Below are 15,982 nucleotides of genomic sequence, written 5' to 3' on the forward strand. Positions count from 1 at the left end.
TTTATATTGTCGCGGGGTGGAGCAGCACGGTAGCTCGTCGGGCTCATAACCCGAAGGTCGCAGGTTCAAATCCTGTCCCCGCAACCAAATGGTCCCGTGGTGTAGTGGTTAACATGCCTGCCTGTCACGCAGGAGATCGCCGGTTCGACCCCGGTCGGGACCGCCATTTCATATAAAGAAAAGAACGAAACAAGTTGTTTCGTATTTTTTTATTTGTTTTAACAAAAAACTAATAAAGACAGTCAAACTATCCTTAGGACAACTCCTAAGGACTTTTTTATATATTCAAAACCTGTATAATAAAGAGCAGAGAACATTGTGAGTAAAGTAGGTGAAGTCTGTGAGTAAATATGAAGTAACAACAAAATCTTCTGAGGAAACACAAAGGTTATCAGAAAAACTAGGTGAGCTCGTAGAGGCACAAGACGTAATTATTTTAGAAGGAGATCTTGGAGCTGGTAAGACGACTTTTACAAAGGGACTAGCAAAAGGTCTTGGAGTGAAAAGAGTTGTAAATAGTCCTACCTTTAATATCATTAAAGAATATAAAGGAAGATTACCGCTATATCATATGGACGTGTATCGCTTAGCAGAAAGTGAAGAGGACTTAGGCTTTGATGAATATTTCTACGGTGAAGGAATTACGGTAGTAGAATGGGCTCATTTAATAGAAGCATATTTACCGAATGAAAAGTTACAAATTAGTTTATTCCATGCTGGAGATGACACAAGAAAAATTATACTCGAGCCAATTGGAGATCGCTATATTAGATTATGTGAGGAGCTATTACAAGATGAAAGTACTAGCAATTGATACTTCAAATTACGTAATGGGTGTATCCCTTATTGAGGAAGAAAACGTAATTGGGGAAATCATTACAAATTTAACAAAAAACCATTCTGTACGTCTTATGCCAGCTGTAGAGAAACTGTTAAAAGAGTGTGGCGTAAAACCGAAGGAATTAACTAAAATCGTTGTAGCTGCTGGACCTGGATCCTATACAGGTGTTCGTATAGGCGTGACAGCGGCGAAAACATTAGCTTGGTCACTTCAAATACCAATTGTAGGTGTATCAAGTTTAGAGGTAGTAGCTGCAAACGGTGCTAACTTTAACGGGTTAATTTGTCCTTTATTTGATGGAAGACGTGGGCAAATTTATACTGGGTTATATACATATGAAGGAGAGCAGTTAACTTCAATAGAAGAAGACCGAATTATTCTTATTGTAGACTGGTTGCAAATGTTAAAAGATAAAGGACAGCCTGTTTTATTTATCGGTAACGATGTTAAATTGCATAAAGAAACAATTATAGAACATTTAGATGATCAAGCTGTATTCGCTTCATTTACTAAAAATAACCCAAGACCAAGTGAGCTAGCATTCTTAGGATTACAAAAAGAAGAACAAGATGTGCATACGTTTGTTCCAAGCTATCTTCGTTTAGCTGAAGCTGAAACAAAGTGGTTAGAAAGTCAAAACAAGTAGGAGCTTGCAGAAGATGGATATGATATTTAGAAAGATGGAGCTTGATGATATTGCTCAAATTGTAGCTATTGAAGAAGCGTCTTTTTCAACTCCTTGGACTGCAGATGCCTTTCACCGTGAATTAACGATGAATGAACATGCACATTATATTGTGTTAGAAAAAGATGGTCGTGTAGTCGGGTATTGTGGATTGTGGATAATTATTGATGAATCACATATAACAAATATAGCTATTTTGCCAGAATACCGAGGTCAAAAGTTAGGAGATGCCCTATTGAAAGCAGTTATTTCTGAAGCGAAAGAACTAGGGGTAAAAACAATGACACTTGAAGTACGTGTATCAAATGAAGTAGCAAAGCAGTTATACAGAAAATACGGATTTCAAAATGGTGGGATTCGTAAACGATACTATGCAGACAATCAGGAAGATGGTCTCGTAATGTGGGTGAATATATAATGGAAAAAAATACGATTATACTTGGTATTGAAACAAGTTGTGATGAAACAGCAGTAGCAGTTGTTAAAAATGGAACGGAAATTATTGCGAATGTCGTTGCATCACAAATTGAAAGTCATAAACGTTTTGGCGGCGTTGTACCAGAGATTGCATCACGTCATCATGTAGAAGAAATTACAGTTGTGTTAGAAGAAGCTTTAAAGGAAGCAAACATCACATTTGATGATATTGATGCAATTGCTGTAACAGAAGGTCCTGGTTTAGTAGGAGCACTTCTAATTGGAGTAAATGCAGCGAAGGCAGTAGCGTTTGCACATGATATTCCGTTAGTCGGTGTTCATCATATTGCTGGTCATATTTATGCGAACCGTTTAGTAAAAGAAGTTCAATTCCCGTTATTATCACTTGTTGTATCTGGTGGGCATACAGAACTTGTTTATATGAAAGAACATGGTTCATTCGAAGTAATTGGTGAAACACGAGACGATGCAGCTGGAGAAGCATATGATAAAGTAGCTCGTACGTTATCTATGCCATATCCAGGTGGTCCTCATATTGATCGCCTTGCACATGAAGGAGAACCGACAATTGATTTGCCTCGTGCATGGCTAGAACCGGATTCGTATGATTTTAGCTTTAGTGGATTGAAATCAGCAGTTATCAACACTGTGCATAACGCAAAACAGCGCGGTATAGAAATTGCACCAGAAGATTTAGCGGCAAGTTTCCAAGAAAGTGTAATAGATGTACTTGTAACGAAAGCAGCTCGTGCAGCAGAAGCTTATAATGTAAAGCAATTACTTCTTGCTGGTGGAGTAGCTGCTAATAAAGGACTTCGTGCGCGATTAGAAGAGGAATTTGCACAAAAAGAAAACATTGAATTAATTATTCCGCCGCTATCTTTATGCACAGATAATGCAGCGATGATTGCAGCGGCAGGGACAATTGCTTATGAACAAGGTAAGCGTGCAACATTAGCCTTAAATGCAAATCCAGGATTAGATATTGAAGCATAGTTATACACATAATTAACCACAGGTTGTGGATAAAACCCATATTATCTGTTGATAATGTGGGTTTTATTGTGTATATAAAATGTTGATAACTTTTTTACTGACTGTGGATAATGTGGAAAAGTTATTTTGATGTTTATTTTATAAAGGTGGATATGTGTATAAACTTGTGGATAAATAGGTTGATGTCAGACCTTTGAATTTGTTCTTTTTCGGGAAATAAAAAGCAAGAAGATATCCCCGAAAAACATTTTGAAACATCTCCCCATTATAGAAGATGCTAATCTTGTCAATCTTTGTCGTTAAAACGATATTTCGTGTCGAATTGTTAATATATATAGGGTTACAATAGATATATTTAAAAAATCGTTAGTATATTCTAAGTTACGATAGATATATTCAAAAAATTGTTTAAGTACTAAAAAAAGATGTCACATAGTCAAAAATCCTGACTTATGAGACATCTTCCTTATTTAAATATGCTTATACATGCAGCTCTTCCCATTCTGCCATACAAGTTTCAAGTTGTTCTTGTAGCGTTTGCTTTTTAGTTGTAATTTCACTAGCTTTTTCATAATCTGCATATATTTCTGGTAAGCAAAGTTGATCTTCTAACGTAGCAATTTCTTCTTCTAATTCCACTATACTTTGTTCTAGCTCTTCAATTTTTCTAGTGCGTTGACGCTCTAGTTTTTTACGCTCTTTTTCTTCTAAATAATTTAATTTCTCTTGTGCAACCACCTTTTGAACAGGAACCTCACTTTCTTGCTGTTCAAGTTCTGCACGTTCAATCATTTCATTTTTCTTTTCAACGTAGTAATCGTAATCCCCTAAATATTCCTGTGCACCTTCTGTTGATAACTCAACCACAGTCGTTGTTACACGGTTAATAAAGTAGCGGTCATGTGAGACGAATAGAAGAGTCCCTGGGTAATCAATTAAAGCATTCTCCAAAATCTCTTTACTATTTAAATCAAGGTGGTTCGTAGGCTCATCTAGAATTAACAAATTTGACTTTTGCATCATAAGTTTTGCAAGAGCTAATCGAGCTTTTTGTCCACCACTAAGGGAAGATACTGGTTTCAGTACATCATCTCCTGTGAATAAAAAATTCCCAAGTATAGTACGGATTTCTTTTTCCGGTTGCAGTGGATATTCATCCCATAGTTCATTTAAAACCCGTTTAGAAGATGTTAAGTTTGCTTGTTCTTGATCATAATAACCAACAGATACATTTGATCCGAAAGAAACATCACCATTTAATAGTGGTAACTTATTCACAATGGATTTTAACAATGTGGATTTCCCAATTCCGTTTGGACCAACTAAAGCAACACTATCTCCGCGAGTTAAGCGCATAGTTACATGTTCAATTATAGGGTTTTCATCATAGCCGATGGTTGCATCATTTACTTGTAAAACATCATTTCCACTTTGTTTTTCAATATCGAAGTGGAATGATGCTGACTTAGAATCCCCTAATGGTCTCGTTAATAATTCCATTCTGTCTAGTTGTTTCCGGCGACTTTGAGCACGTTTGGTTGTAGAAGCGCGAGCTATATTCTTTTGAACGAAGTCCTCAAGTTTTGCGATTTCATCTTGTTGTTTTTCGTAACGTTTCATTTCTTGCTCATATAATGCTGATTTTAAGTCTAAATATTTACTGTAGTTACCAACAAATCGTCTGCTTTCTTTATTCGAAATTTCATATACTTGTGTAACGAGTTTGTCTAAGAAATAACGGTCATGTGAGACGATTAATATTGCGCCAGGATAACCTTGCAAATATTGCTCAAGCCATGTTAATGTTTCGATGTCTAAATGGTTTGTAGGCTCGTCCAAAATAAGTAAGTCTGGTTTTGTTAATAATAATTTCCCGAGAGCTAATCTTGTTTTTTGCCCGCCGCTTAAAGTAGAGATCGTCGTCTGGTGCGTTTCAACTGGGAAGCCAAGGCCGCTTAAAATGGAGCGAATATCCGCTTCATATTGATATCCACCTTGATCTTTATAATTGAGTTGTAGTTGGTCATAATCAGCTAACAATCTTTCATATGTAGCTTCGTTTGAAAAGTTTTCTTCTTTTCCCATTTCTTGCTCAAGCCTTCGAAGTTTTGTCTCCATTTGCTGTAAGTGGGTAAAGACGGTTAGCATTTCATCCCAAATTGTTAAAGACGTTTCTAGTCCAGTATTTTGAGCTAAATATCCGATTGAGACATCTTTCGGTTTTATAATTTCGCCACCATCATGAGATAATTCACCAGCGATAATTTTTAATAATGTAGATTTTCCTGCTCCATTCCTTCCAACTAATGCGATACGATCTTTTGTTTGTACTTCCAATTTTATGTTTGCAAGAATCGTTTCTGCACCGTATAATTTCGAAAGCGCGTTTACTTGTAATAAAATCAATGTTTTCACCTCAAATAATTTCTTAACTTTGCCATGTTTATATTTCTCAATCATACTAAAAATAGTGTATAGTTTAAAATAAAGAGAGAATACTTCTTCTCTTTATTATACAAGGAATTTAATGAGTGCTAAACTTCTGTATTTGATTAAAGTATATGAATAAAGATAGGAAGAGAGGAGAGGTCATATGGATCAGCAAAAGATTCCACAAGCCACTGCTAAAAGATTGCCTCTATACTATCGATTTATCCAAAACTTATCTCTTTCTGGTAAGCAGCGTGTTTCATCGGCCGAATTGAGTGAGGCAGTAAAAGTAGATTCCGCAACAATACGAAGAGATTTTTCGTATTTTGGAGCGTTAGGGAAAAAGGGATATGGATATAACGTAAATTATTTATTATCATTTTTCCGCGAAACACTTGATCAAGATGATATAACACGTGTAGCACTTATTGGAGTAGGTAATTTAGGGACCGCTTTCTTACATTATAATTTCACGAAAAACAATAATACAAAAATTGAAATGGCATTTGATGTTAGTGAAGAGAAAGTTGGAACAGAAATCGGGGGCATTCCTGTATATCATTTAGATGAATTAGAAGAGAGATTATCAAATGATATACAAGTGGCAATATTAACAGTACCGGCTACAGTAGCGCAAGCTGTAGCAGATAGATTAGCTGAAACAAGCGTGCACGGTATTTTGAATTTCACACCAGCGCGATTAAACGTATCAGAGAATATTAGAATTCATCATATTGACTTAGCTGTAGAGTTACAAACATTAGTTTACTTTTTGAAAAACTATCCACAATAAAACGCAGAGGAAGCGACCTCTGCGTTTTATTATTGTTTCTTCTTTGTGAATTTAACTAATATAAGGCGAAGTGCCAAATTAAAATCAATTGTTGCCATAACTGCAAATAGTATTGTCCACATATTCCAGATTGTATCTGTCACGTTCGTAATGGCGAAGCGTGTAAAGATACATCCAAGAAGGAAGTATAGTGCAGCCATGAACAATGGTGAGTTTCTCATACAAAAAATCCTCCGATAAAGCCTTGCATTTTTTCAGCTTCTTTAATCATTTCTTGAATTTGTTCATTGCTCATAAAAATTTGCCCAATAGCGACTAATGTATTCATCGCAACATGAGCTGCAATCGGAACGATAATACGTTTCGTCTTCACATATAAGAAGGCGAATACGAGCCCCATAGCAGTGTATACCAATAAGTGAGTAAAATCAAAATGAATTGCTGCGAATACAAGCGAACTAATGATAGCTGCGATAAAGAAGTTAAACTTCTTATAAAGCGTGCCGAATAGAATTTTTCTAAATACGATTTCTTCTAAGATAGGTCCAATTATAGATACAACAATAAGGAACCAAGGTATCGTTCTTGCGATGTCCATCAGTCTGTCTGTATTCTCAGATCCACGTGGAACCCCAAATACATACATTTCAATCATACCTGCAATGGATTGTGAGATGATTGCTAAGAAGAACCCGATAAAAATCCATCCAATAGTAGCTGGAACAGAAGAGCGCATTGGATCTAAATGCCTGTCACGAATATCTGTTCTAAGTAACCAAAGCACGATACATAATGCAATAAAGAAGCTAATGATTGCCCAGTGTCCCGTTATGATTTGTCCTTTTTCTTCAATGGTAAATCCTCTATTATCATAGAGTCCTGTTTTTAGGAGAAGTGGTAATCCAACAACGCCAGATAACTGCATTAAAATGTATGTAACGATAATCCACCAGTATTGTTTCTTCAAATGGTTTAACCATCCTTTCTAACTATAGTGTATGAGATAAGTTAGGATAACATGTAAATATGCTACCTACGATATAAACCTCTTGAATTATGTTTTTTTCGTAAATCCTTATTTGAAATTATAATAGAAGACAGGAGAAAGTTGTATGTGTAGCGAAAACAACTTAGGGTGTCCTTTCATATTGTAACATACGAGCAGTGGAAACAACGATTCATATAGTAAAGGCAGTATTGTATATAGAAAGTTTATATAGTGATTTGCGAAAAAATTATGATTTTTTTACTTGCAAAAGAAATTGAGATTATTTATTATTATAAGTGTGTTAGCACTCGGATGACTTGAGTGCTAATAAAAGAAATTTACATAACAAAATGAGGAGGTTATTGTTCATGCTAAAGCCATTAGGTGATCGCGTTGTAATTGAGCTTGTTCAAGCAGAAGAAAAAACAGCAAGTGGTATCGTATTACCAGATACTGCAAAAGAAAAACCACAAGAGGGTAAAGTTGTTGCAGTAGGTACTGGTCGAGTGCTTGAGAATGGTGAGCGTGTTGCTTTAGAGGTAGCAGCAGGTGATCTTATCATCTTCTCAAAATATGCAGGTACTGAAGTGAAATATGAAGGTACAGACTACTTGATTTTACGTGAAAGTGACATTTTAGCAGTTATCGGTTAATTATATAAATCTTAAAAAATCCAAGGGGGTCAATTATTATGGCAAAAGATATTAAATTTAGTGAAGAAGCACGTCGTTCGATGCTTCGCGGTGTCGACACTCTTGCAAATGCAGTAAAAGTTACGCTTGGACCAAAAGGTCGTAACGTTGTACTTGAGAAAAAATTTGGTTCACCACTTATTACAAATGATGGTGTAACAATCGCAAAAGAAATCGAATTAGAAGATGCATTCGAAAACATGGGTGCGAAATTAGTAGCAGAAGTTGCTAGCAAAACAAATGACGTAGCTGGTGACGGAACAACAACTGCAACTGTATTAGCGCAAGCTATGATTCGTGAAGGTCTTAAAAACGTAACAGCTGGTGCGAACCCAATGGGTCTTCGTAAAGGTATCGAAAAAGCTGTTACTGCTGCAATTGAAGAATTAAAAACGATTTCTAAACCAATCGAAGGCAAATCTTCTATCGCACAAGTAGCTGCTATTTCTGCAGCTGACGAAGAAGTAGGTCAATTAATCGCTGAAGCAATGGAGCGCGTTGGTAACGACGGCGTTATTACTTTAGAAGAGTCTAAAGGATTCACAACAGAATTAGACGTAGTAGAAGGTATGCAATTTGATCGTGGCTATGCATCTCCTTACATGATTACTGATTCTGACAAAATGGAAGCAGTTCTTGATAACCCATATATCTTAATTACTGACAAAAAGATTTCTAACATTCAAGAAATCTTACCAGTATTAGAGCAAGTGGTACAACAAGGTAAACCACTTCTTATCATTGCTGAAGATGTAGAAGGCGAAGCATTAGCTACATTAGTAGTGAACAAACTTCGTGGTACATTCAATGTAGTAGCTGTTAAAGCTCCTGGATTTGGTGACCGTCGTAAAGCAATGCTAGAAGATATCGCAATCTTAACTGGTGGCGAAGTGATCACTGAAGAATTAGGCCGTGACTTAAAATCTGCTACAGTTGAATCTTTAGGACGCGCTGGTAAAGTTGTTGTTACAAAAGAAAACACAACTGTAGTTGAAGGTGTAGGAAGCACAGAACAAATCGAAGCTCGCATCGGTCAAATCCGTGCGCAATTAGAAGAAACAACTTCTGAATTCGATCGCGAAAAATTACAAGAGCGTCTTGCTAAACTAGCAGGTGGCGTAGCAGTAATTAAAGTAGGTGCAGCAACTGAAACTGAGTTAAAAGAGCGCAAACTTCGCATTGAAGATGCACTTAACTCAACTCGTGCAGCAGTAGAAGAAGGTATCGTTGCAGGTGGTGGTACTTCACTTATGAACGTATACACAAAAGTAGCTTCTATCGTAGCTGAAGGCGACGAAGCAACAGGTATCAACATCGTACTTCGTGCACTAGAAGAGCCAGTTCGTCAAATCGCAATCAACGCTGGTCTCGAAGGATCTGTAGTTGTAGAGCGTCTAAAAGGCGAAAAAGTAGGCGTTGGTTTCAACGCAGCTACTGGCGAATGGGTTAACATGCTTGAGTCTGGTATCGTAGATCCAGCTAAAGTAACTCGTTCTGCACTTCAAAACGCAGCATCTGTTGCAGCTATGTTCTTAACAACTGAAGCTGTAGTAGCTGACAAGCCAGAACCAAATGCACCAGCAATGCCTGACATGGGCGGCATGGGCATGGGCGGTATGGGCGGAATGATGTAATTCCGTTTGTCCTAAAAAACATCCATTTCTATATAGAAATGGATGTTTTTTTATGTTTTTTAGAAAAGGAAATGAATTTCTGTAGAATTTTGTCGCTTTCTCTCTTGACCATATTGATACTTCATTGTTAGAATCTAGGAAGATAATATAAAACGATCCTTCATATATCCTCAATGATATGGTTTGAGAGTCTCTACCGGGTTACCGTAAACAACCTGACTATGAAGGCAGTGTGTCTTATATTTATAAAGAGCGGAGACTATCTTTCTTTATAAAGCCAGACCCCTGCCTTTTCTTTGTTATGAGACTAGAGGCGGAGGACTGGCTTTTTTTATTATATTGGTAATGCTTTTCGCCAAATTGGTGAAAATATTTATATACGAGAACTAACGTTGGGGTGATTATTTTGAAGAAACAACACGATACAATTATCGTTTTAGATTTTGGAAGTCAATACAATCAGTTAATAGCACGTCGAATTCGTGAGTTCGGTGTATACAGTGAACTTCATCCACATACAATTACTGCAGAAGAAATTAAAGCAATGAATCCAAAAGGGATTATTTTCTCTGGTGGACCAAATAGTGTATACGGTGAAGGTGCATTACATTGTGATGAAAAAATCTTTGAACTAGGTTTACCAATCTTCGGTATTTGTTACGGTATGCAGCTTATGACGCAACACTTCGGTGGTAAAGTAGAGCGTGCAAATCACCGCGAGTACGGAAAAGCTGTTCTTAAAGTAGAGAACGAATCAAAACTATATGCGAACCTTCCAGAAGAGCAAGTTGTATGGATGAGTCATGGTGACTTAGTAACTGGTTTACCTGAAGGATTCGTAGTAGACGCAACAAGTGAGTCTTGCCCAATTGCTGGTATGAGCAATGAAGCGAAAAACTTATACGGTGTACAATTCCACCCAGAAGTACGTCACTCTGAGCACGGTAACGATTTAATTAAAAACTTCGTATTCGGTGTATGTGGTTGTTCTGAAGGATGGAACATGGAGAACTTTATTGAAGTAGAATTAGAAAAGATTCGTGAAACTGTTGGAGACAAAAAAGTACTATGCGCACTTAGTGGCGGTGTAGACTCTTCTGTTGTAGCAGTATTAATTCATAAAGCAATTGGTGATCAATTAACATGTATTTTCGTTGACCACGGTTTACTTCGTAAAGGTGAAGCAGAAGGCGTTATGAAAACATTTAGCGAAGGCTTCCATATGAACGTTATTAAAGTGGATGCAAGAGACCGCTTCATGGACAAGTTAAAAGGTGTAGAAGATCCAGAACAAAAACGTAAAATCATCGGTAACGAATTCATTTACGTATTTGATGATGAAGCGTCAAAATTACAAGGTATGGACTTCTTAGCGCAAGGTACACTTTACACAGATATCGTTGAGAGTGGTACAGCAACTGCGCAAACAATTAAATCTCACCATAACGTTGGTGGACTTCCAGAAGACATGCAGTTCAAATTAATTGAGCCTTTAAACACGTTATTTAAAGACGAAGTACGTGTATTAGGATCTGAATTAGGAATTCCTGATGAAATCGTATGGCGTCAACCATTCCCAGGACCGGGTCTTGGTATTCGTGTATTAGGTGAAATCACAGAAGAGAAATTAGAAATCGTTCGTGAATCTGATGCGATTTTACGTGAAGAAATTATTAAAGCGGGCTTAGACCGTGAAATCTGGCAATACTTCACTGCGCTTCCTGGTATGCGTAGCGTAGGTGTTATGGGTGACGAGCGTACTTACGATTACACAGTAGGTATCCGTGCGGTAACATCTATCGACGGTATGACAGCTGACTGGGCACGTATCCCTTGGGACGTATTAGAGAAAATCTCTGTACGTATCGTAAACGAAGTAAAACACGTTAACCGTATCGTGTATGATGTAACGAGTAAGCCACCAGCAACTATTGAGTGGGAATAGTATTTATAAAAAGGTCCATCTATTGCTTATGCATAGGTGGATCTTTTTTATTTTGGCGTTAATACGAACGAAACTATAAAAGTTTATAAAAACGTTCGTTTTTAAATTGACAAAACTACTTCGTCGAGTTAATATGATTATGTAATTCAAACAAAAAGTGAATATTATAGCCGTCGTATAATATCGGGGATATGGCCCGAAAGTTTCTACCTAGCTACCGTAAATGGCTTGACTACGAGGCGTTTTTATAAAGGTGAGGGGAATCTTATCTTTATTCATAGAACGCTTCCATGTATATATGCAATGGAAGCCTTTTTTGTTTCTCGGGATAAAAGAGGGCTAGGAGAAATGCGGCGAGTAATCATATAACGGGGGAAACGTAGGATGAAACGCTATTTTCAGTTTGATGAGCTCGGTACGAATTATAAGACTGAGTTCATAGCAGGGTTAACGACATTTCTATCTATGGCTTACGTACTATTTGTCAATCCTGCTACGCTGTCGCTTGGAAATGTTAAAGGGTTACCAGCAGGTACAGGGATGGATCCAGGTGCAGTATTCGTTGCTACGGCATTAGCGGCGGCGATCGGTTCGTTAATTATGGGTATTTTCGCGAAGTATCCAATTGCTTTAGCGCCAGGTATGGGAATTAACGCGTTCTTTGCTTATACAGCAGTGTTAACGATGGGGATTCCATGGCAAACAGCAATTGCCGGAACATTAATGTCAGGTATTATCTTTATTATTCTTACTGCTTCAGGTATTCGTGAAAAAATCATCAATGCAATTCCATCGGAGTTAAAGTTTGCAGTAGCAGCAGGTATCGGATTGTTCATTGCATTTCTTGGATTCCAAAATGCCGGAATTATCGTGAAAAATGATGCAGTTCTTGTTGGGTTGGGGGACTTAACAAAGGGTACAACGTTACTAGCAATCTTCGGGGTTGTTACTACGATCATCTTCATGATTAAGAAAATTAATGGTGCAGTATTTTACGGTATGATTCTTACAGCGATCTTAGGAGTAGCAACAGGATTAATTGATACTCCGAAAGCTGTGGTGGGAGCAATACCGAGTCTAGAACCAACGTTCGGCGTGGCGTTAACGCACTTCGGAGATATTTTCACAGTTCAAATGGGGATTGTTATTATAACGTTCTTCTTTATCGATTTCTTTGATACAGCAGGTACGCTTGTAGCGGTTGCGAATCAAGCAGGATTAATGAAGAACAATAAATTACCACGTGCCGGAAAAGCGTTATTTGCAGATGCGATTGCAACTGTAATTGGTGCGATTCTTGGTACATCAACAACAACGTCTTACATTGAATCGTCTGCAGGGGTAGCAGCAGGAGGACGTTCTGGATTTACAGCAGTTGTAACAGCAGGATTCTTTTTACTGGCACTATTCTTCTCGCCATTACTAAGTGTTGTAACGCCAGCTGTAACGGCGCCGGCTTTAATTATTGTAGGAATCTTGATGGTTTCTTCCTTAGGGGAAATTGATTGGAAGAAATTCGAGATTGCAGTGCCAGCATTCTTTACAATTATCTCTATGCCACTTACGTATAGTATCGCAACTGGGATTGCGATTGGATTTATCTTCTATCCAATTACAATGGTTGTGAGTGGTCGTCGTAAAGAGGTTCATCCGATTATGTATGTTATGGGAGTTTTATTCGTACTATATTTCATCTACGTTCGTAAATAAAAGGGGTTTTTTAAAGGTCTAGACTTAAGGGGAGTCTAGACCTTTTTTGCGTCTTCAGAAAATCTTAAGGATTTCCGAGCGTTTTTCTTCAGAAGTTTTCCTATAATAGAAGTTAGGGATTAAAAAAGTGATGGGGGAGATATTGTGGCACACGAAACAATACTTGTCGTAGATGATGAAAAAGAAATTCGGAATTTAATTACAATCTATTTAAAGAATGAAGGATATAAAGTATTACAAGCAGGAGACGGAGAAGAAGGATTACGTCTATTGGAAGAAAATGAAGTACATCTAGTCGTATTAGATATTATGATGCCGAAAGTGGATGGTATTCATATGTGTATGAAGGTAAGGGAAGCGAAAGAAATGCCTATTATTATGCTTTCTGCCAAAACGCAAGATATGGATAAGATTTTAGGATTAACAACAGGGGCAGATGATTATGTAACGAAGCCGTTTAATCCGTTAGAGCTAATTGCACGAATTAAATCTCAGTTACGCCGTTATATGAAAATGAACGGTTTCGCTATTCAAAATGAGGACGAGTTAGAAATTGGAGAGATGAAAATCAACATCTCGACCCATAAAGTTATTGTAGAGGGAGAAGAAGTAAAACTAACTCCGAGGGAATTTTCAATTTTAGAATTGCTAGCTAGAAATCCAGGTATGGTGTTTAGTGCGGAGCAAATTTATGAAAAGGTGTGGAACGAACGATCTTTCCAGTCTGATAATACTGTAATGGTGCATATTCGAAAAGTGCGTGAAAAGATTGAGGAGAATCCAAGGAAACCTAGATATATAAAAACAGTATGGGGAGTGGGGTATAAGATTGAAAAAGATATTTAATCCGTTTACTTATATAAGGAAAATAAGACAATTAATTGAGAAATTAGTAAAGAGCGTACGAAAGAGTATAAGGATTCAATTGATTACTACTTTTGCTGCTTGTGCGTTATTAGGAGTTTTGTCAGCAAAGGCAGCAGCACCGTTTTTTGAGAATGCGAATCGTCAAGCAACTATCGATTATCGGGCTGGTATGGAACAAATTAATCACCAAGCTCAAGGAGCGGCAAATAGTTCGGTTCATGAAAATAAATTAGAAGCTATATCAAATATGATCGAAATGGAGAACCAAAATTTAGAGCAAGGGTCTAGAGCTTTGAAGATATTGGTTACTGATGAAAGTGGTAAAGTTTTATATAAAACAAAGCAAGCGCAAGAAGAGCAAATCGATTTGCATAATACGATTCGTAATGCAGCATCATTCGCGATTAATTATACAGATGGTAGAAATGTATTTGAAAGTACAAGAAAAGAGTTTATATCTTTTTCACCTATTACTATTGAAGGAAAGAATTTGTACATGTTTGTTAGTGGAATTCCAGAGGGAGAGGTAATATATGATACGCAAGAAGGACCATTCCCGTTTTTAATTGGTGTACTTGTATTCATTTTCTCTTTCTTCTATATAACAAAGAGAAAGATGAAGCAGATTGAAGCAATGGCACAAGGCGTAAAGGAAATAGAAAGAGGTAACTTAGCCTACCGCATTGAGAAAAAAGGTGAAGATGAGATTGCAGCTTTAACGGAGAATATTAATAATATGGCAGAAGAGCTTATGAATAATATAGAAAAGGAACGTAAATTAGAAAAGCAAAAGAATGAGCTTATCACAAATGTATCGCATGATTTGCGTACACCACTTACTTCTATTATGGGTTACTTACGATTACTTCGAGATTCTAAATATGAAAATAAAGAACAACACGATGAGTATACGAGAATTGCTTTTGCAAAGTCGGAGCAGTTAAAAAATTTAATAGAAGATTTATTTGAGTATACGAAGTTAACAAATGAACAAGTTGTATTAGAAAAACAAGAAGTATGTGTAAATGAGTTGCTTGAGCAATTGATAGAAGAGTTAGTACCGCAAGCGGAAGAGCATGGACTTACTTTTGTTAAGAAGTTTCCTGAGGAACGTGCTTATGCATCGATTGATTCGGAAAAGATGGTTCGTGTATTTGATAATTTACTAATGAATGCAATTAAGTATAGTAAAGATGATGGAGAGATAAAAGTTTCTCTTCAAAGGCAGCGTAGGGATATACAAATTGTAATTGCGAATCATAGTGAAGAGTTTACAAGAGAAGAGTTAGCGAATTTGTTTGAACGTTTCTATAAGAAGGATCAATCTCGAAGTAGAGTAACGGAAGGGTCGGGACTCGGTTTAGCGATTGCGAAAAGTATTGTTGAGTTACAAGGTGGTAGTATTCGAGCGGAATATAGGGATGGCACTATTCAATTTATCGTCTCGTTACCAATTATAGAAAAATAATAAATGAATAGAATGATATGTGATAAAAAGGCTTATTTTAAAAGAAATAAGCCTTTTTATATTTTTTATAAAAATATATTGACGATTAGAGCTTAGAGGTGTAATATAGAACAAGTCGCCGATGACATTAACGTTGAAAGCGACAAATGAAATAAAAAACTTAGTTGACATCAATTAACGAAAGTGTTAACATAAGGAAGTCGCAAGTGAGCGACTAAGTAGTTCTTTGAAAACTGAACGAAACAAATAACGTGAAACGTCAATTTTTATTTTAGATGCTAGACAAACTAACTTTATTGGAGAGTTTGATCCTGGCTCAGGATGAACGCTGGCGGCGTGCCTAATACATGCAAGTCGAGCGAATGGATTAAGAGCTTGCTCTTATGAAGTTAGCGGCGGACGGGTGAGTAACACGTGGGTAACCTGCCCATAAGACTGGGATAACTCCGGGAAACCGGGGCTAATACCGGATAACATTTTGAACCACATGGTTCG

Annotated in this window: 14 protein-coding genes, 2 tRNA genes, 1 rRNA gene and 2 riboswitches; of the genes, 14 read left to right on the top strand and 3 right to left on the bottom strand. The window is 37.1% G+C overall.

Annotation, left to right across the window (positions count from 1 at the left end):
• The first annotated feature begins 10 nt into the window (after positions 1-10).
• The 6 genes from BLT20_RS29010 (at position 11) to tsaD (ending at position 2,960) form a co-directional block, all read left to right on the top strand.
• A tRNA-Met gene (locus BLT20_RS29010) sits at positions 11-87 on the top strand.
• A gap of 3 nt (positions 88-90) precedes the next feature.
• Positions 91-166 (top strand) — tRNA-Asp (locus BLT20_RS29015).
• A 174-nt stretch (positions 167-340) separates the two neighbouring features.
• Entirely contained in the window at positions 341-814 is a 474-nt protein-coding gene (tsaE, locus tag BLT20_RS29020) for a tRNA (adenosine(37)-N6)-threonylcarbamoyltransferase complex ATPase subunit type 1 TsaE (protein ID WP_000049642.1), read from the top strand.
• Positions 795-1,487 (top strand): tRNA (adenosine(37)-N6)-threonylcarbamoyltransferase complex dimerization subunit type 1 TsaB, encoded by a 693-nt coding sequence (gene tsaB, locus BLT20_RS29025; protein WP_073340421.1) that lies wholly within the window; start codon positions 795-797, stop codon positions 1,485-1,487. The genes tsaE and tsaB overlap by 20 nt, the downstream gene beginning before the upstream one ends.
• Positions 1,488-1,500: 13 nt before the next feature.
• Complete coding sequence (gene rimI, locus BLT20_RS29030) at positions 1,501-1,944, top strand: ribosomal protein S18-alanine N-acetyltransferase (RefSeq protein ID WP_000367190.1); 444 nt, start codon at positions 1,501-1,503, stop codon at positions 1,942-1,944.
• A complete protein-coding gene (gene tsaD, locus BLT20_RS29035) occupies positions 1,944-2,960 on the top strand; it encodes a tRNA (adenosine(37)-N6)-threonylcarbamoyltransferase complex transferase subunit TsaD (protein WP_000414585.1) in 1,017 nt (338 codons plus the stop codon). The genes rimI and tsaD overlap by 1 nt, the downstream gene beginning before the upstream one ends.
• 480 nt (positions 2,961-3,440) lie before the next feature.
• On the opposite strand, the gene BLT20_RS29040 is transcribed toward tsaD, so the two are convergent.
• Complete coding sequence (locus BLT20_RS29040) at positions 3,441-5,366, bottom strand: ABC-F family ATP-binding cassette domain-containing protein (protein ID WP_000602148.1); 1,926 nt, start codon at positions 5,364-5,366, stop codon at positions 3,441-3,443.
• 187 nt (positions 5,367-5,553) lie between these two features.
• Between BLT20_RS29040 and BLT20_RS29045 the strand changes: the two genes are divergently transcribed.
• The gene (locus BLT20_RS29045) at positions 5,554-6,183 is read left to right on the top strand and encodes a redox-sensing transcriptional repressor Rex (RefSeq protein ID WP_000372699.1); all 630 of its coding nucleotides are present in this window, start codon (positions 5,554-5,556) and stop codon (positions 6,181-6,183) included.
• A gap of 29 nt (positions 6,184-6,212) precedes the next feature.
• On the opposite strand, the gene BLT20_RS29050 is transcribed toward BLT20_RS29045, so the two are convergent.
• Both BLT20_RS29050 and BLT20_RS29055 read right to left on the bottom strand, forming a co-directional pair.
• Positions 6,213-6,404 carry a YdiK family protein gene (locus tag BLT20_RS29050; RefSeq protein ID WP_001246201.1) on the bottom strand — a complete coding sequence of 64 codons (192 nt, stop codon included), beginning with the start codon at positions 6,402-6,404 and terminating at the stop codon, positions 6,213-6,215.
• Positions 6,401-7,150, bottom strand: a complete 750-nt coding sequence (locus tag BLT20_RS29055) for a CPBP family intramembrane glutamic endopeptidase (RefSeq protein WP_000745323.1) — start codon at positions 7,148-7,150, stop codon at positions 6,401-6,403. The genes BLT20_RS29050 and BLT20_RS29055 overlap by 4 nt, the downstream gene beginning before the upstream one ends.
• 389 nt (positions 7,151-7,539) lie before the next feature.
• On the opposite strand from BLT20_RS29055, the gene groES reads away from it, so the two are divergent.
• The 7 genes from groES to BLT20_RS29095 form a co-directional block, all read left to right on the top strand.
• Positions 7,540-7,824, top strand: a complete 285-nt coding sequence (groES, locus tag BLT20_RS29060; RefSeq protein ID WP_000917311.1) for a co-chaperone GroES — start codon at positions 7,540-7,542, stop codon at positions 7,822-7,824.
• Between the two features lie 38 nt (positions 7,825-7,862).
• Positions 7,863-9,497: a chaperonin GroEL gene (groL, locus tag BLT20_RS29065; RefSeq protein ID WP_001029993.1), complete on the top strand. Its 1,635-nt coding sequence runs from the start codon at positions 7,863-7,865 to the stop codon at positions 9,495-9,497.
• Positions 9,498-9,637: 140 nt separating this feature from the next.
• A riboswitch (purine riboswitch) is annotated at positions 9,638-9,739 on the top strand.
• Between the two features lie 164 nt (positions 9,740-9,903).
• Positions 9,904-11,442: a glutamine-hydrolyzing GMP synthase gene (gene guaA, locus BLT20_RS29070; protein ID WP_000743909.1), complete on the top strand. Its 1,539-nt coding sequence runs from the start codon at positions 9,904-9,906 to the stop codon at positions 11,440-11,442.
• A gap of 152 nt (positions 11,443-11,594) precedes the next feature.
• A riboswitch (purine riboswitch) is annotated at positions 11,595-11,697 on the top strand.
• A gap of 129 nt (positions 11,698-11,826) precedes the next feature.
• Positions 11,827-13,152 (top strand): NCS2 family permease, encoded by a 1,326-nt coding sequence (locus BLT20_RS29075; protein WP_000833082.1) that lies wholly within the window; start codon positions 11,827-11,829, stop codon positions 13,150-13,152.
• A 144-nt stretch (positions 13,153-13,296) separates the two neighbouring features.
• Positions 13,297-13,998, top strand: a complete 702-nt coding sequence (locus BLT20_RS29080; protein ID WP_000929885.1) for a response regulator transcription factor — start codon at positions 13,297-13,299, stop codon at positions 13,996-13,998.
• Positions 13,982-15,487, top strand: a complete 1,506-nt coding sequence (gene ampS / locus BLT20_RS29085) for an aminopeptidase AmpS (RefSeq protein WP_000719223.1) — start codon at positions 13,982-13,984, stop codon at positions 15,485-15,487. The genes BLT20_RS29080 and ampS overlap by 17 nt, the downstream gene beginning before the upstream one ends.
• A 293-nt stretch (positions 15,488-15,780) precedes the next feature.
• Positions 15,781-15,982, top strand: a 16S ribosomal RNA gene (locus tag BLT20_RS29095); the annotation flags it as partial.

Origin of the sequence: Bacillus sp. cl96, assembly GCF_900100505.1 — a bacterium.
In the GTDB taxonomy this organism is placed as follows: domain Bacteria; phylum Bacillota; class Bacilli; order Bacillales; family Bacillaceae_G; genus Bacillus_A; species Bacillus_A cereus.